Origin of the sequence: Erwinia sp. E_sp_B01_1 (genome assembly GCF_036865545.1) — a bacterium.
GTDB lineage: Bacteria > Pseudomonadota > Gammaproteobacteria > Enterobacterales > Enterobacteriaceae > Erwinia.
The window spans coordinates 2166680-2191696 of sequence record NZ_CP142208.1; the positions used below are offsets into that span (position 1 = coordinate 2166680).

The window sequence follows — 25017 nt, forward strand, 5'->3', positions numbered from 1 at the left end:
CGACAATAACGTGAACCCACAAGGATTACGGGCTGATAAAGAGCTAAGCCAGCTCGACTTCAGGTATTGCCAGCCGCAGGGGGAGTGGAGGGCGGGGCTACAGGGGGCCGCAGGCGTGCGGCTGGAAGAGGGGGCATTAAAGCAGCATCGGCAGGGTAACGCTGGCGGTTTCCTGGCTGCGCCTGGCATAGGCCGGATCGCATTTAAGTAACGACATCACTACCAGCTCCACCAGCAGCATCACGCCCACTTTGGAGTTCAGCGCCCCGGCGGTAAAGGGGCCTTCTGGTTTTGCGGCAACCAGCACCACATCGGCCAGATTCGCCAGCGGACTGCGCGAGGTATTGCTCATCACGATGATTTTGCTGTCGCGTTTTTTCGCCTGCTCAACGACATAAAGCACGTCTCTGGTGGAACCGGAGCTGGAGATGGCGAGGGTGACATCGCCCTGCGTCAGGCTGATACAGTTCATTGCGGCGGAATGGATATCGGTAAATGCCTGAGACGGAATACCCAGACGCATCAGCTTATAGTGCAGGTAATCGCCGACGGTCGCACTGGCAGCAATACCGAAAATCTGGATCTGGCGGGCATGATGGATAAGTGCCGCCGCGGTTTCCAGGTCCTGGCGCTTAATCAGCTTGCCAGTGTCATGCAGCGAGAGGGCGCATTCATCAATCAGGGTGGCAATATCATCGCGTTCGCCCTCAACGGGAGCCGGAGAAGATTGCTGAATATCAAACGCCAGCGCCATTTTAAATTCGGTAAACCCCTTACAGCCAAGATGCCGGCATAACCGTGTAATGCTGGCCTCACTGGTCTGGCTCTCGCGTGCAAGTTCCGTGATGGTCATATAGAGCACCCGTTCTGCGTGCTGAGCAACAAACCCGCCCAGTTTCTGCAACGTCGGGCTGAGCCCCGGCATATCGAGCCTCAGGTTCAACAGTACGTTCTCTTTGTCGTTCATCCGATCCTCTTTTCTTCCCTGATGGGAGGGTAAGTGTGGCCTGCGTGCAGGAGATTCTCCAGCGGATTATACATTTTGTGGAGATAATCAAATCCTATGAAAATAATTATTTTCTTATGATTGATGTGTGATAAAAATTATCACCACAGTCAATTCCATTGAGGAAAATTTTCATGTCGATATTTCGCAGCAGTGGCGAGAGTGTCTGGTTTGAAAAAGCACAGCGCTTTGGCAAGTCATTCATGTTGCCGATCGCGGTGCTACCGGCAGCAGGTTTGTTACTCGGTATCGGCGGCGCGCTCTCCAATCCGAATACCCTGACCGCTTATCCCTTCCTCAATATCGCCTGGCTACAGGGTATTTTTGCGGTGATGAGCAGTGCCGGAACCGTGGTCTTTGCCAATCTGGCCGTGCTGTTTGCCGTGGGTGTGGCTGTCGGCCTGGCACGCAGTGATAAAGGCACGGCCGGGCTGGCCTCGTTACTGGCGTTCCTGGTGATGAACGCCACCATCAACGCGTTGCTGACGCTGACGGGAAAGCTGGCCGCCACGAACCCGGGTGCGGTGGGTCAGGGCACCACGCTGGGGATTCAGACGCTGGAGACCGGCGTCTTCGGTGGGGTGGTTGTCGGGCTGGTCAGTGCCTGGCTTCATCAGCGCTATAACAAAAAGTCCCTGCCGCAATTTCTGGGTTTTTTCGGCGGTTCAAGGTTTGTCCCGATAGTCTGTTCCTTCGCCGGGATTCTGCTGGGTGGCGTGATGGTGGTGATCTGGCCCCATTTTCAGAAAATCATCTTCGGTCTTGGCGGGCTGGTGGATCAAACAGGCTATATCGGCACCTTCCTCTACGGCTTTATCCTGAGAATGCTGGGGCCGCTGGGGTTACACCATATCTTCTATCTGCCGTTCTGGACCACCGCGCTGGGCGGCAGTGAAATGATTAACGGCCATCTGGTTGAGGGAACGCAACGGATTTTCTTTGCGCAACTGGCCGATCCCACCACCACCCAGTTCTATGCCGGTACATCCCGCTTTATGTCCGGGCGCTTTATTACCATGATGTTTGGCCTGCTGGGAGCCTGCCTGGCGATGTATCACACCGCGAAGCCTGAGAACAAAAAGCGTGTGGGCGGCCTGTTACTGTCAGCGGCGCTCACCTCGTTTCTGACCGGGATCACCGAACCCATCGAATTTTCATTCCTGTTTATCGCGCCGCTGCTTTATGTCCTGCACGCCTTTTTCGATGGCCTTGCCTTTATGCTGGCACACATGCTGCACATCACCATCGGGCAGACATTTTCCGGGGGGTTTATCGATTTTATCCTGTTCGGCGTATTGCAGGGCGAAGCCAAGACGCACTGGATGCTGGTGCCGCTGGTCGGCATTCCCTGGTTCTTTCTTTATTACTATTCGTTCCGCTACCTGATCACCCGTTTCAGGTTGAAAACGCCGGGCAGGGAAGATGACACCTCATCCACTGCGCCCAACGTAAAAGTGACAGGGTCACGCGCATCTCAGGTGATTACTGCCCTGGGCGGGGAAACCAACATAGCGGAGCTGGACTGCTGCGCCACAAGATTACGGGTGACGGTTCACGACGCCGGGCGGGTGGATGAAGCGCAGTTAAAACAGACCGGCGCGCGTGCCGTGGTACAGCATGGCAAAGGGATTCAGGTTATTTATGGTCCCCATGTGACGGTAATCAAGAATGAAATTGAGGAGATGTTAGCCATATGAATCGTTCGATGCTGAAAACTGTTCAGGGGCAGCTGATAGTGTCTTGTCAGGCACTGGAAGATGAGCCGCTGCACAGTGATTTTATCATGAGCCGGATGGCCCTGGCGGCGCATCAGGGAGGGGCTGCCGCTATCCGGGCGAACAGCCAGCAGGATATCAAAGCGATAAAGCAGCTGGTGGATCTGCCGGTGATCGGCATTCTGAAGAGGAATTATGCTGGCAGTGAGGTCTATATCACCGCAACGCTGCGTGAAGTGGAAGAGCTGATGGTAGCTGCACCAGAAATGATTGCCCTTGATGCCACTTCCCATTCCCGCCCGGATGGCGTGCCGCTGGAACAGCTGGTCAGTGATATCCGAAGGCTTTATCCGCAGCTATTGCTGATGGCTGATATTGCCACGCCTGAAGAAGCGCGCACGGCCTCGGCGCTGGGCTTTGACTGCATCGGCACCACGCTGCACGGCTACACCCGCGAAACGTCCGGTAAAATGCTGCCTGAGGATGACTTTGCCTTTCTGCGCGAGGTGCTGTCCGTGGTGGAAAAACCGGTGATCGCCGAGGGTAACATTACCACCCCGGCGATGATGGCCAGATGTCTGGCCCTGGGGGCACATGCCGTGGTGGTTGGCGGGGCCATTACCCGGCCTCAGCAAATCACCGCCCGGTTTGTGGCGGCGTTGCCTGGCGGGATGCGCTGACCTGCTACAGTCAGCGGCATGCGCCTTATTCAGTAGCCAAAACGGCGCTTACGCAGCCGGTGCAGGCAAGAGAGTTCTGCTTCTCCGGCATTGCGTGAGGCGGTCAGGATGACCTGTTCACTGTTGATCGTCCACCCGGCGTTGTCGCTATCCCAGTTTGCTATCACTCTGGGTTCCAGCGTCAGCTCAAGGGTCTGACTTTCGTCAGGTTGCAGCTCAACCCGGGCAAACGCTGCCAGCCGGGGCGGGGCTGACCGACTGGCTGGCTGAACATAGATCTGAGGAATATCTGCACCGGCACGCTGCCCTGTGTTGGTCAGGGTCAGAGTGACATGCAATCCGGCGTTATCCTCATAAGCACTAAAGGCTGTCCAGGCAAAGGAGGTATAACTCAGGCCGAAACCAAACGGGAACAGCGGTTTTTGTTGCGTGCGGGCAAACCAGCGGTAGCCCACATCAGACCCTTCAACATCATAATCAATATGACGTATCCCTCCTTTAACCGGTGCGCCGGGCAACGAAGTGGTGGTCGTTGGGTCAATTTGCTCCGGCGTGGGCAACTGCGACTCATCCGCCGGAAAAGTGACCGGCAGGCGTCCGGAGGGATTGACCCGCCCGAACAGGACGCCTGCAATAGCCTCGCCGCCGCCAGAACCCGGATACCAGGCCTCAATCACTCCCGCCACTTTATCCAGCCAGGGCATTGTCACCGGGCCACCGGTTTCCAGCACCACAATCACTGTCTGGTTGGCTGCGGCCAGCCCATCAATCAGCTGATTTTGCGCCTCGCTCAAAGAGAGGCCTTCGGCATCCAGTGCTTCCGAACGCCACTCTTCGACAAAAACAATCACCGCATCAGCTTCAGAGGCCTGCCCGATCGCTTCCGCGGCATTTTCACCGCTGAGATAAACAACTTCAGCCGCGCCTGATTCCGCACGGATGGCATGCAGGGGAGAAGAAGGGTGATAGACCTTCTCTGTGGCAATACCCATAAAATCGATGCCCGGCAGTTTCAGGCTGCCCACCGGCGTCACGGCGGAGGATCCGCCACCTGCCAGCACGCCAGCATCTGCATGTGCGCCTGTGACTAACAGCTTCGCGGCACCTTTTCGCAGGGGCAGACAATTGCCTGCATTTTTCAGCAGTACGATCCCCTGTTCCGCTTCACGCTGCGCCAGCAGCCGGTGAGCCATGTAATCAATACTGCCCCCCGGTATGGCTGGCTGATCTATGGCCCCCACTGCAAACAGGCTGCGGAGAATACGGTGAATCATCTCATCGATGCGGCTTTGCGGAACGTCACCGGCTGCCACCGCCTCGCGCAGCGGGTCAGCGAACCAGACCTTTTCATCAAGGTTAGCGCCGGACTGCACATCAAGCCCCGCCAGCGCGGCCTTCGTGGCAGAATGGGTCGCTCCCCAGTCTGACATCACCCAGCCAGCAAACTGCCAGTCGCTCTTCAACACTCTGTTCAGCAGGAAATCATTTTCAGAGGCCCATTCGCCGTTAACCAGGTTATACCCCGGCATCACTGAGCCGGGCTTGCCGATCTCAATTGCCAGTTCAAACGCCAGCAAATCGGATTCACGCAGGGCAGCTTCGCTGATATCAGAGCTGACCACCACACGGCCGGTCTCCTGTGAGTTAACAGCGAAGTGCTTGACGGTAGAAACCACATGCTGAGACTGAATTCCCTTTACGGAATGCCCGGCCAGCACTCCTGTCAGCAGCGGATCTTCAGAGATGTACTCAAAATTTCTGCCACCACGCGGTTCACGGATAAGATTTGCTCCGCCTGCCAGCTGGACGTTAAATCCTTTGGCAAAGGCTTCACGTCCCACTACTTCACCGGTGCGTTCAGCCATAACAGTATTAAACGTTGCCCCGAGCAGCAGGCCGGAAGGCAGCGCTGTGGCGTTGTCTCCGGGCCTGACGTTGCCCAGCGCGGAGACGCCAAGGCTGGCATCAGACTGTTGTAAAGGGGGAATGCCCAGGCGGGGAATGCCTGGGTAGTAAGCAGCGGAACCAATTGCCCCTTCAGGAAGGGGCTGGTTATGCATTGGGATGGCCATCGGGCCGGAAAGCCAGGCGAACTTCTCATCCTGCGTCATCTCATCGACAACGAGCCTGGCTTTTTCATCGGCTGTCAGGCCTTTTTGCTGCCAGCAATATTTCATCAACTCACTCCTTGTTGGGAAACATCCTTAAAGCGTGCCGGTACCGCCATCTGAACACCATACCTGACCAGAGGTATAGCTACTCTCGTTGGAGGCCATAGTGACATAAAGTGGCGCAATTTCAGCAGGCTGGCCAGGACGGCCCAGCGGCGCAGAAGCACCAAATTCTTTCACTTTTTCCTGAGGCTGGCCACCGCTGGACTGTAGTGGAGTCCAGTATGGGCCTGGAGCTACGGCATTAACACGGATGCCTTCTTTACCCAACTGTTGAGCCAGAGATTTGGTAAAGGCAACAATAGAGGCTTTAGTCTGGGCATAATCCAGCAGAATTTCACTGGGCTTATAAGCCTGCACGGAAGAAGTGTTGATAATAGAAGCACCCCGTGGAAGATAATCCAGAGCGGCTTTGGTTATCCAGAACATGGCATAGACGTTGGTTTTAAACGTCGCGTCAAAATCTTCAGTGCTTAAGGTGCGGATAGATTCATTAAATTGCTGACGACCGGCATTATTAACCAGTATATCCAGCCCGCCTAATTTACTGGCGGCTTCTTTAACCAGTGAGATACAGAATTCTTCTGAGCGAATATCACCAGGCAGGGCAACAGCTTTACGGCCCTCTGCTTCGATAAGCTTAATAACTTCGGCAGCATCCGACTCTTCTTCTGGCAGATAACCGATGGCTACGTCGGCACCTTCACGAGCGTAGGCAATAGCCACTGCGCGACCAATACCGGAATCTCCGCCGGTAATCAGTGCTTTACGGCCAGCAAGTCGACCCGATCCGCGGTAGCTTTTTTCACCGTGGTCCGGCACCGGGACCATTTTACTTGCCAGACCCGGAACGGGCTGTGGCTGTTCCGGGAATGGCGGAACCGGGTACTCAATGGATATGAGGGATTTTTTATCCTGAATTGTCATGTTTTACTCCTTCGTTATCGCTTAAGTGATAATAAGCCTGGCACAATTGTGAAATATGTCACATTAATCTGCTAAAAAAATTCCCCTCAGCGTTTAGCTGGCGATTAATTGGGCAGGCGACCTAAGAAATGCGAAATATATTTTTATATTCCGCCAGGGGGAATTTCGCGTGACAATATTGTGCCTGATTTTCTCAACGCGCCGGTTGGGGCTTTATTAAAGAACGGACCGTTTCTTCTGCAAAATAATAATAAGTTTTACAAAATATGAACCGGCTTGTTTATGCGTCAAATCTTTGCCAGGGTAAAACTGTGAAATCTCTGTTTGCGGTTAACAGTAAGGTAAAAGTATGAAACGTGATGTGCTGAGTGAAGAGTATTACGACGAAGTTTGCCGGGTGATTGGCGATGCGGTGATTGTGCTGGCAGAGAGCGGCTACAACACCCATCGCGAGGCACTGACTAATCTGCTGATGAAAACCCGCCACGATCGTGCAGATGCCGATCGCGACGAGCAAAAAGTCCTTGAGCACGCTATCCGTCTTATCAAGCCCGAATGAGGCTTCCCCTGAACAGGCCTCAGCGTTACGCTTCCCCAGCCTGTCAGTCATGACGGGCCGTTTTCCACCCCAGAGCGTAAGCGACTTCGGTTGCCAGAAGCTCAAGCGATCGCAGGATATAAGCATGGGGAGGATCGATGGAGTGAACCTGGAACGAGATATCGGTAGCCCTGGCTGCGGCGGAATCCTGCCCCAGTGAATAAACGACCTGTTCAGGCGAACCCAGATGGACATCAAAGGCGGCAATATAATCATCCAGCGAAGACCCTGAAATCAGGTGACCTGCCGCGCGGTGCTGGGCTGCCTGAGCAGAAAGGCCACTGACTGCAAAAGCACGCGCCTCTGCTCCATTATCAGTGACGAACACGGTACGGGAGGCCAGGATCCGGGGTTCGACACCGGCGGGCAATGAGGCCAGGTAAGCGTCGATCATCGGATTCTGGATATCATCCAGCGGCAACAGCGGCTGTTCTGCCGGGCGGGGCTGAGTGCGTGAGAGCATCAGACCATGACCTGCGGCGCCTGCACGTGCGGCACCCGCTACGGAAAAAGTCGCCTGCCAGACCCTTTCCGCCAGCTGCGGCGCGGGAGGATAGAGACGATTATCAGGGTGCGCCAGCGTCTCTCCACGCCAGGCCGCAAGCAGCGTTTCAAGATTGCGGGAGAATGCCTCAGCGCGCCGATCGAGAGTCAGCCCAAAGGGTAGAAAAGAGGTTGGCGTACCCCCTGAACCCAGGCCAATTTCCAGTCGGTGATTGCTCAGCAAATCCAGCACAGCCGCATCCTCAGCCACCCGCAAGGCATTCTCCAGAGGCAGGGTAATGATGGCCGTTCCCAGCCGGATTCGGGAAGTCTGCGCCGCCACGCTGGCGAGGAACAGCAGCGGCGAAGGCAGCCCCCCTTCATTTTCATGAAAATGGTGTTGCGCAATCCAGGCGTTATCGTAGCCAAGCCGCTCGGCATGTTGAATTTGCAGCGTGGCCAGATGATAGCGTTCCCTGGCGCTGGTCTTATCCAGCAGACGGGTAAAAAAACCGATTCTTTTGCTCATAAGGCTTCCTTTAATAACGGCATAGTGTCAGGAGAGTGGCGGAGATCACTCAGGGTGGCAGAGCGGTTGATACTTGCCTGAAGGTCGGTGAAAACAGCGCTGTAGCTGTCAATATCAGGCGTCTGTATGCCGGGGGTGAAGTAAGGAAATCAGCTAAAGATTGTCGTCAACCGGATAACAATCTTCCTCTGATGGCCCCACAGGCCCCCGTCTGACAGGCTCAGTCAGATAAAATCAGGCTTGTGCCAGGAAAGTCTGCATACCTGTGCCAGGCTTAAGGGAACACCGTAGAAAACGGCTTAGTCTGAAACATTAAGGAGATACAATGAAAAAGTTGATGGTACTGGCTGCGATACTGGCCTTCAGCGGCAATGTTATGGCCGCAGAGGGTGGCTACAAAACGGGTGAAGCACCGCCACCGCCACATCAAAAGGACCAGGGCTATAAAGGCTCAGAAGATACGGCTGAAAGTTCCGTGGAATCTGTTCGCACCCAGCGCGACAACGCGTGGGTCACAATGGAAGGGTATCTGATCAAAAAAACCGGCAAGGATAGTTACGATTTCCGCGATAACACCGGCACGATCAAAGTTATCGTTCCCCACGCCGCCTTTGATGGCAAGGAGTACACCGCTAAAGATAAGATGCGCCTTAGCGGTTATGTGAAAGGCAAGGGTGAAGCTCGCCATATCCAGGCGCAGCAGATCAGAAAACCTTAAGCCTGCTGGTGTTCAGATAGCGCCGCTGATGGCGCCGCGCCCTGAATCCATTGACGGGTTCAGGGCGGGGAGATCCCCGACCTGCACCATCTGACATCCGGGCCGCGACCCAGGTGGTGTCAGTTTCCCCCCTCATTTTACTTTCCCTTTCAGTACCCAGAATGCCCAACTGTTATAAGCCACCGTCATCGGAATAATGATGGCCAGCCCCGTCAGCACAAACTGTTGGGTCACAGGTCCGGATGCAGCCTCTTTCAGGCTTAAGGTTTCCGGGATCAGCCAGGGATAAAGCGCCATCATCGCCAGCAGCATCAGGCAGGTCATTAACAGTAGCACTGCCATTAAAGGCATCAGCAGCCGGCTGCCGTGCAGAAAGCAGGGAATAGCTACACCCAGGGCTAATCCGGTCAGCAACAGAAGCTTTCCTGCCAGCAGACTCCAGGCTGCCAGAAACCGGCCGGGCATAAGCAGACAGAGGGAGAGTATCAGGATCAGGGTTGCCACCAGAAAAAGGCTTGCCAGCAGACTGGCCTGACGCCCCGTTTCTCCCTGCAGCCGCCAGCGTACCCAGCAGCAACCCATCAGCAGATATCCCGTCATCGCAGCGGCTCCGCACAGCACCGTAAACAGGGTAAAGAATGAAAATGTTCCCCCCGGCGCAACGCCCCCGAAGATACTCCCTGCCAGCATCCCCTGAAGAAAAGCCGTCAGCGCGGAGGAGCAGATAAAAAGCGTATCTAACCTGCGTTGCGCCCTGGGTGAAGCCTGATCCCGGTACTCAAGGGCCACAGCACGGAGGATCAAAGCCAGCAGCATAGCGAACAGCGGCAGGTAAAGTCCGCTCAGTATCTGGCTGTAAGCCGCAGGAAACAGCGCCAGCATTGCGCCACCCGCCAGCACCAGCCAGGTTTCATTCGCGTCCCACACCGGCAGAATGGAAGAGGCCAGCCTGCGCCTGTCATCCGCATCGATAAACCAGGCAAACAGCATCCCCACGCCAAGATCCGTGCCGTCCAGCAGCACATACATCAGCAGTGAGAAGCCGATGATACCGGCAGATAAATTGACGGGATCAGGCATGGTCGTGCTCCTTTTCTGGCCCGGTGATTTCATCATCATGCGCGGTGGCAACGTAACGCATAAAGTAACGCAGCCCTGAAAAGAAGGCGAAAGCGTAGATAATCAGGATTGCCGTAGCGGAGGTGAAAACCTGAAGAGCCGTAAGCGTGGAATGGCTTTCAGAGGTGCGTAATATCCCCCAGACGGTCCACGGCTGGCGACCCACCTCGGTGACCACCCAGCCGGAGAGCATGGCAATAAACCCCGCCGGAGACATCACGACCAGCACCTTTAACATCCTCTGTGAAGTGAACAGCCGGTTGCGTAACCGCATAATCAGGGCCGTACCACTGACAATCAGCATCAGAATGCCCAGCCCGACCATTATTCTGAAGGCGAAGAAGACCGGAAGCACCGGGGGGATATCGGCTGCAGGAAATTCGGAAAGCCCTTTGATATGCCCGTGGAGATTATGCCGCAGGTAGAGGGATCCCAGTTGTGGAATGGCCAGTTCAGCATGATTAACGGCTGCGCTCTGATCGGGCAGGGCAAAGAGCCGGATCGGTTCTCCTTGCCCTGCCGGGGGCTGACGCCAGCTTCCCTCAATTGCAGCCATTTTTTGTGGTTGGTATTTCAGCGTATTTTCCCCGTGAAGGTCACCGGTAATGATCTGCACGGGGAGCAGGATCGCCGCCAGCCACATGGCGCAGGAGACCATGACTCTGGCGCCACTGCTCTGAATACCTTTGAGCAGGCGCCAGGCACCCACGCCGGCAATCAGAAAAGCGGTGGCTATCAGGGAGGCCAGGATCATATGCGTCAGACGCCAGGGAAAGGAGGGGGCACGCAGAATAGTCAGCCAGCTTTCGGGATGGAAGATCCCGGCATCATCCAGCGTGAAGCCGGTGGGGGTCTGCATCCAGGAGTTGGCGGCCAGGATCCAGAAGGCACTGATCAGCGCCCCCAGAGCGACCAGCAGCGTGACCGCAAAATGAATGCCTGGCCGGATCCGCCCCAGGCCAAAAATCATCACCCCGGCCAGCGCGGATTCTAAAAAAAATGCCACCAGCACCTCATACAGCATCAGCGGGCCAAGTATGCCCCCAACCCTGAAAGCAAAAGGTGCCCAGTTGGTGCCAAACTGGAACTCCATGACCACTCCGGATACGGCGCCAACGGCGGTGGTAAAACCAAACACCTTGAGCCAGAAGCGATAAAGGTCGTAACAGACTCTGTTTCCGCGAAACAGCCACATCCCCTCAAGAAAAACCAGAAACTGAGCCAGCCCCAGCGCAAAAGCGGCCAGCACGATGTGCAGGCCTATGGTAAAGGCAAATTGACCCCGGGAGAGCAGCAGGGCCAGTGCTGATTCATGCATGAGTATCTTTGCCGCTGTAGCGGGTGATGGGTTTTTCTGGCGCTTTTTCCATTGAGGCAGAAAAAGCACGCACGGCGGAGAGTAACGGCGTTACAGCCCGCCAGAGATCCTCATCCCTGAGCAGTTTAATCATCCCTTTGATCCCCGGCGCTCCCTGCTGCTGGGTGGAATCTGACTGACGGCTGAGCGCGTTGGCTCCGTCGGTCAGCGCCATCAGCAGTTGGTTAAAACGCTCAGGGGGCACCCGTGAAAGCGCCATCAGTAACAGGGAGATATTCTGCACAGCCACCTGAGAGCCGGGCTGATTTAATCCGCCTACCACCACTTTGGCAATATCGGTATTGGCGCAAACCAGGTCGTTAGCCAGCCTGAGAAAACCATGCTTGTGCAGGTTTTCCAGCAGCGTGCCCAGAGCTTCACCGGCATCGGGCTCTGTGCGGGTAGGGGGAACCTCATATTGCATACGTTCAGCCATTAAAATTTCTCCGGGTGGTCGGTGTGTTCAGGCGGAAGGGTGTAACCCTCCTGCTGCCATTTATCCTCGATGGGAAGGTGGGTAAGGGGCGTACGCTTACCGTAGCGGAAGTTATCTCGCGGCAGCGGACTCCGTTTCAGTGAGCGGTTCAGTTTCTTCATAAAAACGGCAATTTCTTTGTAGGCGGGGGTGTTGACGTCAGGATCGTGGTGATCGCCGGTCAGCAGGTTGATACCGGGTTTACCGTGATGAATAGGCATAAACAAAATATTGCCTGCCATCCTTTCTGTCACCACAACTGGCACCTCTACCGTCCCCCTGCGGGAAGTCAGGGAGACCCAGTCCCCTTCATGCAGATCGCGGGCTTTAGCAAGATCGGGGCCGATCTCCACATACCAGTCAGGCGATAGCGACAGCAGCCGGTTTCCCTTGCCGCTCTGATTGGTTGACTGGAAATGCTCCAGCATACGGCCATTATTGAGGATCAAGTCGTAATCAGCATCGGCTTCTTCGTCTGGTGATTTCCAGCTGAGAGGGTGAAGCTTTGCCTTGCCATCGGGAAATTTGAACCTGTCGGTATAGAGCAGGGGCGTATCATTTCCCTCTGCGTCAACCGGCCACTGTTGGGATTGCCAGCCTGATAACCGGGCGTAGCTGACACCGGCAAAAATCGTCGCTATGCTCGCGGCTTCAGCCATAATCTGTGCCGGATCGGTGTAGTACCAGGGATGCCCAAGGCGTGAGGCCAGATCGGTAAGAATTTCCCAGTCAGGCCTGCTCTGGCCCAACGGGGGCATAACCTGATAAAACCGCTGTATCCGCCGCTCCGTATTGGCAAACGTGCCCTCTTTTTCCACGCTGGGGCAGCCCGGCAGAACCACGTCGGCAAATTCTGCGGTACGACTCATAAAGATATCCTGTACCACCATAAACTCCAGACCGCTGAAAGCCTGATGCACATTCGTCGAGTCAGCATCGGAGAAGGCCGTTTCTTCACCGATGATATACATCGCTTTGATTTTTCCCTCTGCGGCTTCCTGCACCATTTTGAAGTTATCCGCGCCCGCCTTATCCGACAGTGCCTGCGGATCCACGCCCCAGGCCCTGGCCCATTTCTCACGCATGGCCGGGTCGGTGACTTTCTCATAGCCCGGATAGACATTACTCAGACAGCCAAAATCACTGGCACCCTGCACGTTGTTATGCCCGCGCATAGGATAGCCACCGGTTCCCGGCAGGCCGTAGTTTCCGGTGACCAGCAGCAGGTTTGAGAGCGCGGTACTGTGATCCGCCCCATGACTGTGTTGGGTAATGCCCATTGCCCACAGAATACACATGCTGGGCGCCCGGCCAATCATCTCTGCGGCTTCGGTCATCTCTTCCACGCTGAGACCGGTTAATTCACTGGCGTATTCCAGGGTGAAGGGGGCGAGGGAAGCGCGATAAGCCTCAACATCGTTGACTTTTTCCGCCAGGAAAGCCTCATCGGCATAGCCGTGGTCAAACATATAGCGTGCCATCGCGGAAGCCCAGACCATATCGCTGCCTGGCTTAATGCGCAGATAGCTGTCAGCCCGCTCCGCCATTTCATTACGACGGGGATCGACGACCAGTAATTTCTGCCCGTGGAATTTATGCGATTGTTTGATTTTGGAGGCGATAACGGGATGATTCTCGGCGATATTGCTGCCAACGATAACGATCAGGGCCGTTTTCTGCAGATCGGTGATGCTGCCAGCATCACCGCCATAGCCCACGGTACGAAACAGACCTTCGGTTGCCGGGTTCTGACAGTAGCGAGAAGAGTTATCCACGTTATTGGTGCCAAAGATCAGCCTGGCGATTTTTTGTGTCAGATAGGCTTCCTCGTTGCTCGCCTTGCTTGACCCTATAAATCCAATGCTGTCTCCCCCGTCACGGGCGGCAATTTCACGCAGTTTACGGGCAACCAGGTTCAGCGCTTCGTCCCAGCTTGCGGGCCGGAAGCGCCCATTTTCTCTGATCAGCGGGGTGGTCAGGCGTGTCGGGCTGTTGACAAAATCCCAGCCAAATTTCCCTTTCAGGCAGGTTGAAATACCGTTAACGGGTGCATCCACCACCGGTTGTATCTTCAGGATATGGCGATCGCGGGTCCACATCTCAAAACTACAGCCCACGCCGCAGTAAGTGCAGACCGTTTTGGTCTTTTTGATTTCATGCTGGCGCATGGCCATATCAATCTTGGAAACGCCGGTGATCGGCTCCATCCCGATGGTAGTCTCAAGAGATTTTACAAAATCAATCAACGGCCTTTTCAGATCTGCGGGCATAGCGGTAAAAGGGCCGGCATCGGGCTGCATCGTTTTTTCCAGCAGCGCATTACAGGGACAGACTGTCACGCAGTGACCGCAACTGACGCAGCTTGATCCCGCTATCTGTTCGCCTCCGTCCCATAACACACGGGGGTGATCGCTGGTGTAATCAATGGAAAGGGTCTCGTTGACTTCCACAGTCTGGCAGGCCTCAACGCAGCGTCCACAGAGGATGCACTGATCGGGATCGTAGGTATAAAAGGGGTTGCTGTGATCTTTCTGATAAGGCTTGGGTTGATAGGGATAATACTGGATGGGGATATGCATATCGGCAACGGTGTTGTGCAGGGTACAGTCGCCTGTATTGTGCTCGCAGACCGTGCAATAAAGTTCATGCCGGTTAAGAATGCGATCCATTCCCTCCTGCTGGGCCGCCTTAGCCGTTTCCTGCACGCTGGAGATGACCATACCTTGCCTGGTAGTCAGGGAGCATCCCCGCACCAGTTCCCCCTCAAACTGTACCCAACAGACATCACAACTCTGAAGCGGTGACAGTGCCTGATGATAACAAACGTGCGGCAGGGTTTTACCCTGCGCGGTGAGGAAATCAATTAAGGGTTCACCTTCATTACCCGTTAACTGTTCCCCATTAAAAACCAGGGTACATGTTTTTGCGCTCATTACGTTCTCTCTGACACGACATTGCGTTAACGCTTCCCGGCTGTTTGTGCCTTCCACTGGCTTTTTATTCATAATATCTCTGCATTTAGCCTGGGTGCTGTTTAAAGGGTTGTCACGGACCAGGCGGTAAAAAATGGGTAACCAGGTGTGAATTAAATAGCCGTAGCTAAAGCGTAAAAGGCAGGGCAGAATTAAACGCTTTCACCGGTTAACAGGTGATTAAAGTCAGAGATATTCTCGCCAGGTCATTCAGATGTGAAAGGAGGCCAGTGAAAAATAGGTAACTGGCGGGAAAAAAGTTTGGGAAACAAATCAGATAAAAGCTTGGGGGTAGCCCTGGTGAGAAATTTGGGAAGCGTATTGGACAGAATTTTGAGGAAAGGCTGGAGAGAAATTTGGGGAGCGTATTGGACAGAATTTCGAGGACAGGCTGGAGAGAAATTTGGGAAGCGTAGCGAACAGAATTTTGAGGACAGGCTGGACAAAACTTCAGGAAGCAAATGGGCTGGCGCTACGTTCGGGGTTTGCCCAGTGCTACTGTCTGATGCAAACCCCAAAGTGAGTAGTGGATCATCGATAATCTCTTACGTCAACGCTATTTCTTTCCACCTTTACGGCCAGCTTCAGCCGCTTTTTCGGGATTATCTTTAAAGCTTCCTCCACTCTTTCCTCCCTCCTTCTTATCTGATTGAGAACTCTTTCCGGTATCGCTTTTGGCATTTTTTTCGCTGCTCTGTCCGCCTTTTTTTCCTGCTGCAGACGCTTTTTCTTTGTCGTCTGCAAAATTTCCTGCTCCGCCGCGTTGGCCAGTCATAATTGAACCCTCATATTGATTTTTATGTACATTCCCTTTAATTTTCTCCTCCGTCAGTACACTGTTTAAGCTAGGTCCATAAGCCAAATTTTGCAAGAAAAGGTATTGCGGAAAAATATCCGGCAGCGGCCTGGCTAACTAACTGAATAAATGGTATTTGTGCGGAAATAAAAATTCTTACAATTTAAAAAGAATTAAAATTAGAGCTGAAAAATTCAGGCTAATTTTCCTTTAAAAAACTTAAATATTTTTTATTACAGAAAACTAAAAATAAACTCATTAGTTATCATTGAACTATAAAACACGCCCGCTTTATTGGGGGAGTGTTTTTTATACCCCTGATTTTTTCAGGGCGGCCAGCCTTTATTTAGTATTCGCTTTTTTTTACCGCTAATTGTGACCAGGTTCGCATAATTATTTCTTCAGGGCGAGTGCCCACCCGTAGGCTGTGCCAACCGTGCATAAGCTTATTCAGGCTTATTAATGACGTTATGAATTTCTGAGGAGACATCGTGAAAGTACACCATCTCAATTGTGGCTGTATGTGCCCCTATGGCGGGGCGTTATATGACGGGTTCAGTAAAGGCCTTAAAGCTCATCTGGTCTGTCACTGCCTGCTTATTGAAACAGCGAGCCACGGCCTGGTACTGGTCGATACGGGATTTGGCAGTGAAGATCTCAGACCCGCCGGGAGTCGAATCGCGACGTTCTTTAAGATAATGAATAATATTCAGTACGATCGCTCACTGACCGCTTTATCACAGATTCAGGCACTGGGGTTCAACGCCTCTGACGTGCGGCATATTATTCTGACTCATCTCGATTTTGATCATGCCGGGGGCCTCAGCGATTTCCCGCAGGCGCAAATTCATCTTATGCAGCGCGAAATTGATACCTCCCGGCAGCGTCATAGCTGGCTTACGCGTTCACGCTATCGGCCGGGCCAGTGGGGAGCCACATCAGGCTGGGTGGGATATCAGGCTGCCGGTGAAAAATGGTTCGGTTTTGATGCGGTCACGGCGTTAAAAGGGCTGCCCCCTGAAATAGTTATGATCCCTCTGGCTGGGCATACTCTGGGCCATGCAGGTATCGCCATCCAGACCAGTACCGGCTGGCTGCTTCATGGTGGCGACGCCTGGTTTTATCGCGGTGAAAAAGAGGCGGACAACCATCATTGCACCCCCGGGCTGCGCTTTTATCAGTGGATGATGGCAATGGATAACCAGGCCAGAAGGCGTAACCAGCAACGTCTGCGTGAACTCTCCGGGCAGCATGGTGCTGAGATCGCGCTTTTTTGCAGTCATGATGCTCTGGAGTTAAAACAGATGGCCTCTCTTCATCCCTTTTCATCCGCTGGCTCAAATCAGGGTCAGTAATCGCGGATAATAAATGAAATAAACCGCGCATTCTAAAAACAGGGGACGCTTCTACCGGTCGATTTTTATCTTTTTATAAAGCAAAGGAGAGAGATAAACAGGCAATCAATATTCATCGCCTGGATGAAAAGCCTGAATCTGTCCTATGCTTGAGAACCAGACCGCATAATTCCGAGGAGATAATGATGAGCAGCAACAATGATATTCTGGCTTCGCAAAACAGCATTTCACCAGCAGATTATCCAAAGCCACCATTCGACCGACAGAAGCAGCCGTTCCCCGGTCTTGCGTCAAAACTGGTTCCCCGTCCGGATCATGGTGAAACCTCTTACAAGGGCAGCGGTCGTCTGCAGGGGCGGAAGGCCCTGATTACCGGCGGTGACTCAGGGATTGGTCGGGCAGCGGCTATAGCGTTCGCCCGTGAAGGGGCTGACGTTGCCATTAATTACCTGCCTGAAGAGGAAGAAGATGCCCGTGAAGTGATTGAGCTTATTCGCGCTGAAGGGCGCAAGGCCGTAGCCATCCCGGGTGATATTCGTGAGGAAGCTTTTTGTCAGCAGCTCGTCAGACAAGCTGGGGAAGAACTCGGCGGGATGGACATCCTGGTGAATAATGCCGGTCGTCAGCAGTTCCGGGAGTCGATAAGAGACCTCTCTACTGAAGATTTTGATGCCACCTTCAAAACAAACGTTTATGCCATGTTCTGGATCACCAAGGCCGCGCTGGACCTGCTGCCCCGCGGTGCATCAATCATCAACACCTCTTCTGTACAAGCCTACCAGCCCAGTGAAACGCTGCTGGATTATGCCCAGACCAAAGCCTGTATTGCCGCTTTTACCAAATCGCTGGCCCAACAACTGGCACCTGAAGGGATCCGTGTTAATGCCATAGCCCCCGGGCCTTACTGGACGGTATTGCAGGCCTGTGGCGGTCAACCCCAGGAGAAGCTGGAGCAATTTGGCGCTCAGGCACCGCTGGGCCGTCCTGGTCAACCGGCCGAGATAGCCGCGCTCTACGTAACCCTGGCTTCCAGTGAAACCAGCTACTGTTCCGGCCAGGTTTGGTGCTCTGACGGCGGCACGGGTACGTTGTAATTTACTTTTTATAAGCTCACTCCCTCAGGATTTCACAACTTCAGGGAGTGATTGCCCTCTCTCTGACCCTCTGGAGCTTAAACATGAAAGCCTTAACCTATCATGGCCCACATAAAGTCAGCGTCGATACGATGCCCGATCCCACTATTGAAGCCTCAGACGATATCATTCTCCGCGTCACCGCCACGGCCATTTGTGGCTCAGATCTGCATCTTTTTCGTGGAAAAATCCCGGGCACCGGCCACGGCGATATCTTTGGCCATGAGTTTATGGGCGAAGTGGTGGAAGCGGGTCGTGACGTGACCGCAGTCGCCAAAGGCGATCGGGTCGTTATCCCTTTTGTAATAGCCTGCGGTGACTGTTTCTTCTGCCATCTCAGCCAGTACGCCGCCTGCGAAAACACCAACAGCGGCAGAGGGGCTATCCTTAACAAAAAAAATATCACCCCACCGGCCGCGCTCTTTGGCTTCAGTAAACTCTATGGTGGGATACCGGGCGGGCAGGCGGAATATGTCCGGGTGCCGAAAGCCAACACCGGCCCCTTTAAAGTGCCCGATTTCCTGCCTGATGAAAAAGTCCTGTTCCTTTCCGATATTCTCCCCACCGCGTGGCAGGCCGTTAAAAACGCGGAGGTGAAGCAGGGCTCCAGCGTGGCGATTTTTGGTGCGGGTCCGGTCGGTCTTTTGAGTGCAGCCTGTGCCCGGCTGGCCGGTGCAGAGCAGATTTTCATGATTGACCACAATGACTACCGGCTGGAATTTGCCCGCCAGTGCTACGGCGTCATCCCCATTAATTTTGACCAGAATGACGATCCTGCTGCCTGGATTATCGACAATACAACCGGACACCGTGGCGTGGATGCGGTAATTGATGCGGTAGGATTTGAAGCGAAAGGCAGCCTGACGGAGACCGTATTAAGCACGCTGAAAATAGAGGGAAGCAGCGGTAAGGCCCTGCGTCAGTGCATTGCCGCGGTAAGGCGTGGGGGCATCGTTAGCGTGCCGGGCGTTTATGCCGGCTTTATTCATGGATTCCTGTTTGGTGATGCTTTCGATAAAGGGCTGACGTTCAAAATGGGCCAGACGCATGTGCATGCTTATCTGCCGGAGTTACTGGCACTGATCGAAAGTGGCCATCTTAAACCGGAAGAGATCGTTACCCACCACCTGCCGCTGTCGGAAGCCGCGCGCGGGTATGAAATCTTCGAAAAGCGCCAGGAAGAGTGCCGTAAAGTCATTCTGGTACCGGGTATGCGGTCTGAAGAAGCGACATTCTGAGTCTCTTTCTGCATAAGCAATACCGCACCTGAACTCTCCGGTTCAGGTGCATCTCTTCAGGATAAAGAGAGTAACTAAAACAGTCAGTAACATCATGTTGCGGCGGGTATTGTAATAGCCACTAATTGGCCAGGCTAAGGGTTAATTAACCTTTGATATTGAACTAAGTAAAATAAGAGCCGGACAGTCTGTTTTTTTTCAGATATTGGCTAATTGAAGAGGCGTGGGGATTGCCTGATAATAGCTTGTCCTTCCCACTATAAGTTTACTAAAAATGAACAGCAGGCTTAACGGTCTTGATCTTTTACGATCTGTTATTATGATCTTTGGTCCCACCTTCCATGCATCTATGCTCTATAGCGGAGCGTGGGGATTTGACTACCAGCTGCAACGAAACGAATCTGTAGTTGATCTTCTCAATCTCACGCACCCTTTCAGAATGGGATTGTTTTTTATTATCTCCGGCTTTTTTTCCGCTTTAATTATCACTAAAAAAGGCCCACAACATTTTGTCGAAAGCAGAAAGAAAAAACTGATTAAGCCAACGCTGCTTGCAGGTTTAATTACGTTGCCCCTGATTGCATTAGAAATGTATTTTTTGTTCGAAGACACCGATCTGTCTGATTACCTGAGCTACAAGCACCTGTGGTTCCTGGTGGTGCTCTGCCAGTTAAGCCTGCTGCTGATGTCTTCCCCTGCCAGGATAACACGAGGCATATCGGGGCTGGCTCAGCACCTTAACCGGTGGAGCTGGATCGGCATCTTCGCTCTTTTTGCGGCAGTAAACTGTGCATGCGTGGTGATAAGCAAAGTAGCGAGTAATACTCTGCCATCCCTGATACTGGATCTGACCGAGTTAATTAATCTTATCCAGTACACGCCTTACTTTTTTACTGGTATGATTTTGTACTTTCTTAATAAAGATATTTCTGCACGAAGTGCTCTGGCGTTATCTGCGATCTATTTTATCTGGTACCTTTGCAGCGTTATTTTTGAAGGTCAGATGAAATTAGCGTTAAGCCTGAGCAGGGTGGTGGCAGTTCTGGCCATGTGCCTGGCTATTTTTTACACCTTCAAAAATCTTAAAATAAAAGACAGCCCTGCCATATCAGCCTTATCGAAGCTGGCGTTGCCTTTCTATTTAACGCATCTGCCGATTCTAATTTTTTTAGGGTGGGTCTGGAGTGAAAGTGCTTTATCAAAGGATCCCGTGCTCTTTTTAACCTACGCGGTGCTGCTCAATATAGTGCTGAGTTTCTTACTCTCGATGCTGATCAAAAAAAGCCACTCCATGTCACGCCTGTTGGGACTGGCCTAGCAGAAAGCCATACCGGGGATACTAAATCGTCCTGTTCAGTCACCCCCGCCGTGTGTGGGGGTGACCGTGTAAGCAAAGGCTTACTGCTCCCTATTTTAGCTGTTGCTTATCCAGCGACCAGGTTGCACTGCTGACGTTCACTTTTACCGGCAGCAGGCCGATCTGGGTAAACTTATCCGCCAGCTTTTGCTGCTCGCTGAACACTTCCGGCGTCATTCTTTCCGCCCCAAACGGCATACGATCCAGCGCATGTTGCCAGATTGGCTGCGGCAGTCCGGTCGATGCGGATAAGATTCTGGCAGCTTCAGCCGGGTTTTTGTTGGCCCAGTCACTCAGCGTGCCGAGCTGATCAACAACCTGTTTAGCCGTCTGCGGATAAGTATCGGCAAATTTGCGGCTCGCCAGATAGAAGGTGTAGTGCGGGACCAGACCTTCGGCGTTTTTCACCAGGCGAGCTTTGGCATTGGTTTCCACCTCCGCGTAGTAGGGGTCCCAGATTACCCAGGCATCCACCGCGCCACGCTGGAAAGCGGCACGGGCATCAGCAGGGGGGAGATAGACGGGGGTGATATCTTTGTAACTCAGCCCGGCCTTTTCCAGCGCGCTGACCAGCAGGTAATTGACGTCCGAGCCTTTATTCAACGCCACACGTTTACCTTTGAGATCGGCCACGTTATGGATGGGTGAGTTTTCTGGCACCACAATCGCTTCGGTTTCAGGGTTCGCCGGAGAGTGCGCCAGATAGACCAGATCGGCCTGCGCAGCCTGAGCAAAAGTCGGTGGTGCGTCACCGGTGGCGGCTAAATCAATACTGCCGACATTCAGTCCTTCCAGCATCTGCGGCCCGGCGGGAAATTCCACCCAGCGCACGGAAATTCCCTGTTTTTTGAACTCCGCATCCAGCGTCCCCCGATACTTCAGTAACGCAAAAATATTGGCTTTCTGAAAACCAATATTCACGGTTTTTGGCGCGTCTTCGGCCATTGCAGGTGTGATGGAACCGGAGAGTACAGCGGCAATCAGGCCGCTAAGCAGAACCTTTTTCATGATATTTCCCTGAGCAACAATGGAGGTTGATGCAACATAGCAAATACCGGCAAAAGCGCTTAGCGACGAATAATCATAAGCTTAGCTGAAATATTCATGCAGCCTGCCTCAGAGAACCCGCTCCAGAAAACGGCGCGTGCGTTGATGGGCAGGGCGGCTGAGAACCTCTTCAGCGCTGCCAGATTCCACAACTTTTCCATCGACCATAAACACCACACGGTCGGCCACCTGCCGGGCAAAGCCTATCTCGTGCGTGACCACCACCAGCGTCACCCCGGAGCGGGCCAGCTTATTGATCACCTCCAGCACTTCACCCACCAGTTCGGGATCCAATGCTGAGGTCGGCTCATCAAACAGCATCACTTTAGGATTAAGCGCCAGCGCACGGGCGATGGCAATCCGCTGCTGCTGGCCCCCTGAGAGTTCGCGCGGCCAGGCGTGCACTTTCTCGCGCAGCCCTACGGTTTCCAGCAGCGCATAAGCCCGCTCAATGGCCTGTTTTCGGGTCAGCAAACCATGAACCACCGGCGCTTCAATAATGTTCTCAAGCACGGTCATATGGGGGAACAGGTTAAAGTTCTGGAAGACATAGCCCACCTGAATGCGCTGTTTAAGAATGGCGCGCTCTTTTAACTCATACAGCTGGTCACCTTTGCGCCGGTAACCCACATAGTCGCCATCAATCTGGATAAACCCCTCATCCACGCGTTCAAGGTGATTGATGGTTCTCAACAGGGTGGATTTCCCTGAGCCGGAAGGCCCCAGGATCACCGTGACCGTGCCTGGCTCAATGGTCAGGCTGACATCGTCCAGCGCGGTAAAACTGCCATAACGCTTGCTGATGTTGCTGATTTCAATCCGTCCCTGACGGGCTTCGGTATCCGGATGCGGATGCCGGGAGGTGCTGTGAACAGAGGCATGCTGTGGATACAGTTCAATGGCTTCGGACATCATTAACTCCTCAGGGGTCAGGCACGCGCCGCGCGGCGAAACAGGGTAAAGCGGCGAGGGGAAGACTGGCGCACCACACCACGGGAAAAGTAACGTTCCACATAGTGCTGCAGAATGGAAAGTACGGTGGTGATCAGCAGATACCAGATGCTGGCGACCATCAGCAGGGGGATCACCTGCTGGGTACGGTTATAGAGCACCTGCACGGTGTAAAAGAGTTCCGGCATCGACAGCACATACACAATCGAGGTGCCTTTAGCGAGGCTGATCACTTCATTAAAGCCGGTGGGCAGGATCGCACGTAGCGCCTGCGGCAGGATGATGCGAAACGTCCTGCGATGCGGTGGCAGACCAAGCGCCGCTGCCGCTTCATGCTGCCCCTGTTCAACGCCTGCAATGCCGCCACGGATGATTTCTGCTGTGTAAGCACCCTGCACCAGCGACAGCCCCAGCACGGCGACCGAAAACTGATCCAGCAGGTCGGTAGTGGCATGACTGAAAAAGGTCACGGACGTGAACGGAATGCCCAGAGAGAGCGAGTCATAAAGGTAAGAGAAGTTATAAAGGATGATCAGCACCAGCAGTAACGGCAGGGAACGGAACAGCCAGATATAGCCCCAGGCCAGCGCATTCAGCAGCCAGGATTGGGACAGGCGGGCGAGGGCCAGAGCAGTGCCGATCAGGGTGCCAAAAAGGGTGCCCAGCAGCGTCAACAACAGGGTTTTCCCCAGGCCGCTCAGGATCGCCGGGTCAAAGAAATAGTGGGCAAATACGCCCCATTCCCAGCGGGCATTGGTGGCGACAGACTCAATAATCCCCAGCAGGATAAACAGCGAGAACAGCGCCCCGGCGAGCCGAAATGGATAGCGGGCGGGCACCACTTTCAGCCGGGGGTGCCCGGCCTCTGGGGAGGAAAGGTGGCTCATGGCTGATTCCTCAGGCGCTGCATTTCACAGGGCTGTTAATGGTCAGGGTTTTGGTAAAGGGTAACCGGCCATCAAAAGGGGGCCGGGAATAATGCTCAGGATCCAGTGAGGTATCGAACTGCGGCTGATACCCGTGAGAGAGATAGAGCCTCACGGCCTCTGGCTGACGAAAACCGGTGGTCAGAAAAAGTTGCTGATAACCCTGAAGCAGCGCCAGCCGCTCCAGCTCCAGCAGCACCCTCTGAGCAAGTCCCTGACGGCGCATGGAGCGGTGAGTCCAGATCCGCTTCAACTCGGCGGTTTCAGCGTCGTAACGCTTAAAAGCCCCCATAGCGATTGGCGTCTCGTGCCTCAGCAGCACGATAAACGCCCCCTGTGGCGGGGCATAAAGCCCCAGCGGCTCCTCTTCCTGATGCCCGAAATAGTCGCCATAACGATCCCGGTACTCGGCAAACAGGCCGTCAAGAATGGGCTCAATCAGGGGATCGTCGGGGCGGGTATGAATAAAGATATCTTCGCTCATCAGAGTCTCCGGTTATCAGTCGCCGAGGCCCGGCGGGTTAATCTGGGATTGGGCAATTTTCTCCACGCTTTCTCCCCAGCGATCCAGCACCTGCAGATAGCTGCCGCTGGCGATAGCGCTGTCCAGTGAGGCCTGCACGGCATTCACCAGCCCGTTATCTTTTTTCAGGGTCACGGCAATGTTGGCGGTTTTAGGCCAGCCACCGGCTACCACGCCGACCAGCCGGGTGGTGCCGGTCAGTTTGGCTTTATAAGCTCCGGTAACGTTAGGGCCGAAGGTGGCATCTGCGCGGCCAGACTGGATTGCCAGCGTGGAGGCCGCATCGTCCGTCACATAGAGCGGTTGCAGCGGCGGCAAGCCTTTAGCCTGATTCTGTTTGTCCCACTCCAGCAGGATCGCTTCCTGATTGGTGCCGGAACCGACAATGATGCGCTTACCGGCAATATCCGCTGCCGAATCAATTTTGGTGATTTTGCTGGTGGATTTCACGTAGAAGCCCAGCGTGTCCTGGCGGTAGGTGGCAAAGTCAAAACGCGCCTTACGCTCTTTAGTGACGGTAATATTGTAAATTGCCGCATCATATTTTCCGGAAGCCACGCCAAGAGGCCAGTCCTCCCAGGATGAAGGGACGATTTTTAATTTCAGCCCCAGTCCGTCAGCTACCAGACGGGCAATATCCGCTTCACTGCCAATCACCGTTTTATTGTCTCTGGCAAACAGACCAAAAGGCGGTGCGCTGCCTAATACGGCGGTAGCGACAGTGAGTGTTCCGGGCTCGACAAATTTAAATCCAGCCGGGATTAACGCCGCTGCTTTGTCACTCTTCGGTGCATGAACCGGTGTCTCATTCGCTATTAAATCGATGCCCGGCGCGGCCTGTGCCGTGCCAGCGAGGGCCAGCAACAGCGCGAGCGGGGTGAAACCTGTGCTATTCATCATATTATTTTATGTCCCTGTTATACCGACTTAATCTGCCTGCA

At 54.0% G+C, this 25017-nt stretch carries 22 protein-coding genes; 8 read left to right on the forward strand and 14 right to left on the reverse strand.

Translation table 11 applies throughout. The features are described 5' to 3' along the window. Positions 1-136 precede the first annotated feature (136 nt). Positions 137-967, reverse strand: coding sequence for a MurR/RpiR family transcriptional regulator (locus VRC33_RS10415; RefSeq protein WP_338563547.1), 831 nt, complete (start codon positions 965-967; stop codon positions 137-139). A gap of 173 nt (positions 968-1140) precedes the next feature. Here VRC33_RS10415 and VRC33_RS10420 point away from each other — a divergent pair, with 173 nt between their 5' ends. After that, a complete protein-coding gene (locus tag VRC33_RS10420) occupies positions 1141-2703 on the forward strand; it encodes a PTS transporter subunit EIIC (RefSeq protein WP_338563549.1) in 1563 nt (520 codons plus the stop codon). Next, the gene (locus VRC33_RS10425) at positions 2700-3401 is read left to right on the forward strand and encodes an N-acetylmannosamine-6-phosphate 2-epimerase (RefSeq protein ID WP_338563552.1); all 702 of its coding nucleotides are present in this window, start codon (positions 2700-2702) and stop codon (positions 3399-3401) included. The genes VRC33_RS10420 and VRC33_RS10425 overlap by 4 nt, the downstream gene beginning before the upstream one ends. Before the next feature lie 29 nt (positions 3402-3430). Here the strand turns inward: VRC33_RS10425 and VRC33_RS10430 are convergent, their stop codons facing one another. After that, positions 3431-5578: a glycoside hydrolase family 3 C-terminal domain-containing protein gene (locus VRC33_RS10430; protein WP_338563555.1), complete on the reverse strand. Its 2148-nt coding sequence runs from the start codon at positions 5576-5578 to the stop codon at positions 3431-3433. Between the two features lie 27 nt (positions 5579-5605). Beyond that, positions 5606-6499, reverse strand: a complete 894-nt coding sequence (locus VRC33_RS10435) for an SDR family oxidoreductase (RefSeq protein ID WP_338563558.1) — start codon at positions 6497-6499, stop codon at positions 5606-5608. A gap of 349 nt (positions 6500-6848) precedes the next feature. Here VRC33_RS10435 and VRC33_RS10440 point away from each other — a divergent pair, with 349 nt between their 5' ends. Beyond that, a complete protein-coding gene (locus tag VRC33_RS10440) occupies positions 6849-7058 on the forward strand; it encodes a DUF2767 family protein (RefSeq protein WP_338563561.1) in 210 nt (69 codons plus the stop codon). A 43-nt stretch (positions 7059-7101) separates the two neighbouring features. Here the strand turns inward: VRC33_RS10440 and VRC33_RS10445 are convergent, their stop codons facing one another. Next, the gene (locus VRC33_RS10445) at positions 7102-8109 is read right to left on the reverse strand and encodes a putative FMN-dependent luciferase-like monooxygenase (RefSeq protein ID WP_338564799.1); all 1008 of its coding nucleotides are present in this window, start codon (positions 8107-8109) and stop codon (positions 7102-7104) included. A gap of 325 nt (positions 8110-8434) precedes the next feature. On the opposite strand from VRC33_RS10445, the gene VRC33_RS10450 reads away from it, so the two are divergent. Next, positions 8435-8827, forward strand: coding sequence for a NirD/YgiW/YdeI family stress tolerance protein (locus tag VRC33_RS10450; RefSeq protein ID WP_338563564.1), 393 nt, complete (start codon positions 8435-8437; stop codon positions 8825-8827). A 132-nt stretch (positions 8828-8959) separates the two neighbouring features. On the opposite strand, the gene VRC33_RS10455 is transcribed toward VRC33_RS10450, so the two are convergent. The 5 genes from VRC33_RS10455 to VRC33_RS10475 form a co-directional block, all read right to left on the reverse strand. Beyond that, positions 8960-9907, reverse strand: a complete 948-nt coding sequence (locus tag VRC33_RS10455; RefSeq protein ID WP_338563567.1) for a cytochrome d ubiquinol oxidase subunit II — start codon at positions 9905-9907, stop codon at positions 8960-8962. Next, a complete protein-coding gene (locus tag VRC33_RS10460) occupies positions 9900-11264 on the reverse strand; it encodes a cytochrome ubiquinol oxidase subunit I (protein WP_338576994.1) in 1365 nt (454 codons plus the stop codon). The genes VRC33_RS10455 and VRC33_RS10460 overlap by 8 nt, the downstream gene beginning before the upstream one ends. Further along, a complete protein-coding gene (locus VRC33_RS10465; RefSeq protein ID WP_338563576.1) occupies positions 11257-11739 on the reverse strand; it encodes a DUF1641 domain-containing protein in 483 nt (160 codons plus the stop codon). The genes VRC33_RS10460 and VRC33_RS10465 overlap by 8 nt, the downstream gene beginning before the upstream one ends. Beyond that, positions 11739-14711 (reverse strand): formate dehydrogenase subunit alpha, encoded by a 2973-nt coding sequence (fdhF, locus tag VRC33_RS10470; RefSeq protein ID WP_338563578.1) that lies wholly within the window; start codon positions 14709-14711, stop codon positions 11739-11741. The genes VRC33_RS10465 and fdhF overlap by 1 nt, the downstream gene beginning before the upstream one ends. Before the next feature lie 595 nt (positions 14712-15306). Further along, positions 15307-15525 carry a KGG domain-containing protein gene (locus tag VRC33_RS10475; protein WP_338564237.1) on the reverse strand — a complete coding sequence of 73 codons (219 nt, stop codon included), beginning with the start codon at positions 15523-15525 and terminating at the stop codon, positions 15307-15309. A 512-nt stretch (positions 15526-16037) separates the two neighbouring features. Between VRC33_RS10475 and VRC33_RS10480 the strand changes: the two genes are divergently transcribed. The 4 genes from VRC33_RS10480 (at position 16038) to VRC33_RS10495 (ending at position 20590) form a co-directional block, all read left to right on the forward strand. Next, positions 16038-16901, forward strand: a complete 864-nt coding sequence (locus VRC33_RS10480; RefSeq protein ID WP_338563581.1) for an MBL fold metallo-hydrolase — start codon at positions 16038-16040, stop codon at positions 16899-16901. Positions 16902-17086: 185 nt separating this feature from the next. After that, positions 17087-17995 (forward strand): SDR family oxidoreductase, encoded by a 909-nt coding sequence (locus tag VRC33_RS10485; RefSeq protein ID WP_338564241.1) that lies wholly within the window; start codon positions 17087-17089, stop codon positions 17993-17995. An 83-nt stretch (positions 17996-18078) separates the two neighbouring features. Continuing rightward, on the forward strand, positions 18079-19272 hold the full coding sequence (locus VRC33_RS10490; RefSeq protein WP_338567638.1) for a zinc-dependent alcohol dehydrogenase: 1194 nt from the start codon (positions 18079-18081) through the stop codon (positions 19270-19272). A gap of 274 nt (positions 19273-19546) precedes the next feature. Further along, on the forward strand, positions 19547-20590 hold the full coding sequence (locus VRC33_RS10495; protein WP_338563582.1) for an acyltransferase family protein: 1044 nt from the start codon (positions 19547-19549) through the stop codon (positions 20588-20590). A 90-nt stretch (positions 20591-20680) separates the two neighbouring features. Here the strand turns inward: VRC33_RS10495 and VRC33_RS10500 are convergent, their stop codons facing one another. The 5 genes from VRC33_RS10500 to VRC33_RS10520 all read right to left on the reverse strand — a co-directional run bounded on the left by VRC33_RS10500 (position 20681) and on the right by VRC33_RS10520 (position 24976). Continuing rightward, a complete protein-coding gene (locus VRC33_RS10500; protein ID WP_338564809.1) occupies positions 20681-21637 on the reverse strand; it encodes a sulfonate ABC transporter substrate-binding protein in 957 nt (318 codons plus the stop codon). A 108-nt stretch (positions 21638-21745) separates the two neighbouring features. After that, on the reverse strand, positions 21746-22588 hold the full coding sequence (locus VRC33_RS10505) for an amino acid ABC transporter ATP-binding protein (protein WP_338564243.1): 843 nt from the start codon (positions 22586-22588) through the stop codon (positions 21746-21748). A 17-nt stretch (positions 22589-22605) separates the two neighbouring features. Further along, positions 22606-23514: an amino acid ABC transporter permease gene (locus tag VRC33_RS10510; RefSeq protein ID WP_338563584.1), complete on the reverse strand. Its 909-nt coding sequence runs from the start codon at positions 23512-23514 to the stop codon at positions 22606-22608. A gap of 10 nt (positions 23515-23524) precedes the next feature. Next, on the reverse strand, positions 23525-24037 hold the full coding sequence (locus VRC33_RS10515) for a GNAT family N-acetyltransferase (protein ID WP_338563586.1): 513 nt from the start codon (positions 24035-24037) through the stop codon (positions 23525-23527). A gap of 15 nt (positions 24038-24052) precedes the next feature. After that, positions 24053-24976, reverse strand: coding sequence for an ABC transporter substrate-binding protein (locus tag VRC33_RS10520; RefSeq protein WP_338563589.1), 924 nt, complete (start codon positions 24974-24976; stop codon positions 24053-24055). Positions 24977-25017 lie beyond the last annotated feature (41 nt).